The sequence below is a fragment of the Larkinella sp. C7 genome (assembly GCF_006149005.1).
GTDB lineage: Bacteria > Bacteroidota > Bacteroidia > Cytophagales > Spirosomataceae > Larkinella.
This window is the reverse complement of the sequence record NZ_VBSL01000055.1, coordinates 1-347: the sequence shown is the minus strand read 5'-3', so window position 1 is coordinate 347 and position 347 is coordinate 1. Positions and strand designations below refer to the sequence as shown.

Below are 347 nucleotides of genomic sequence, written 5' to 3'. Positions count from 1 at the left end.
GTTAGCTTCTAAGCTTCTCTCATGAAAAGCAGCGACATTCTCCTGAGTTTCTTTTGAGATATTAGAAATTGTGGCAGGACTATAGTGATGACCATACATTCGCTCGATAATATCACTAATTTCTCGAGTTGTTACACCGGTTTGATAGAGTTTGATAACCATCTCTTCTAAGTGGTCATCTCGACGTCCATAAGCAGGGAGCAAAGCTGGACTAAAGTTTCCATTACGATCTCTTGGAATGCTCAACTGAACAGTCCCATATTTGGTTTCAAATTTCCGTGAATAGGTTCCATTACGACTATTCCCAGAATTATAGCCTACTTTATCGTAAGGTTCATACCCTAAAA

General features: G+C 39.2%; 1 protein-coding gene. It reads right to left on the bottom strand.

Features of this window, described 5'->3' with window-relative positions; translation table 11 throughout:
* Nucleotides 1-347: transposase (locus FH871_RS31700; protein WP_171063027.1), on the bottom strand; the 347-nt coding region annotated here is incomplete at both ends.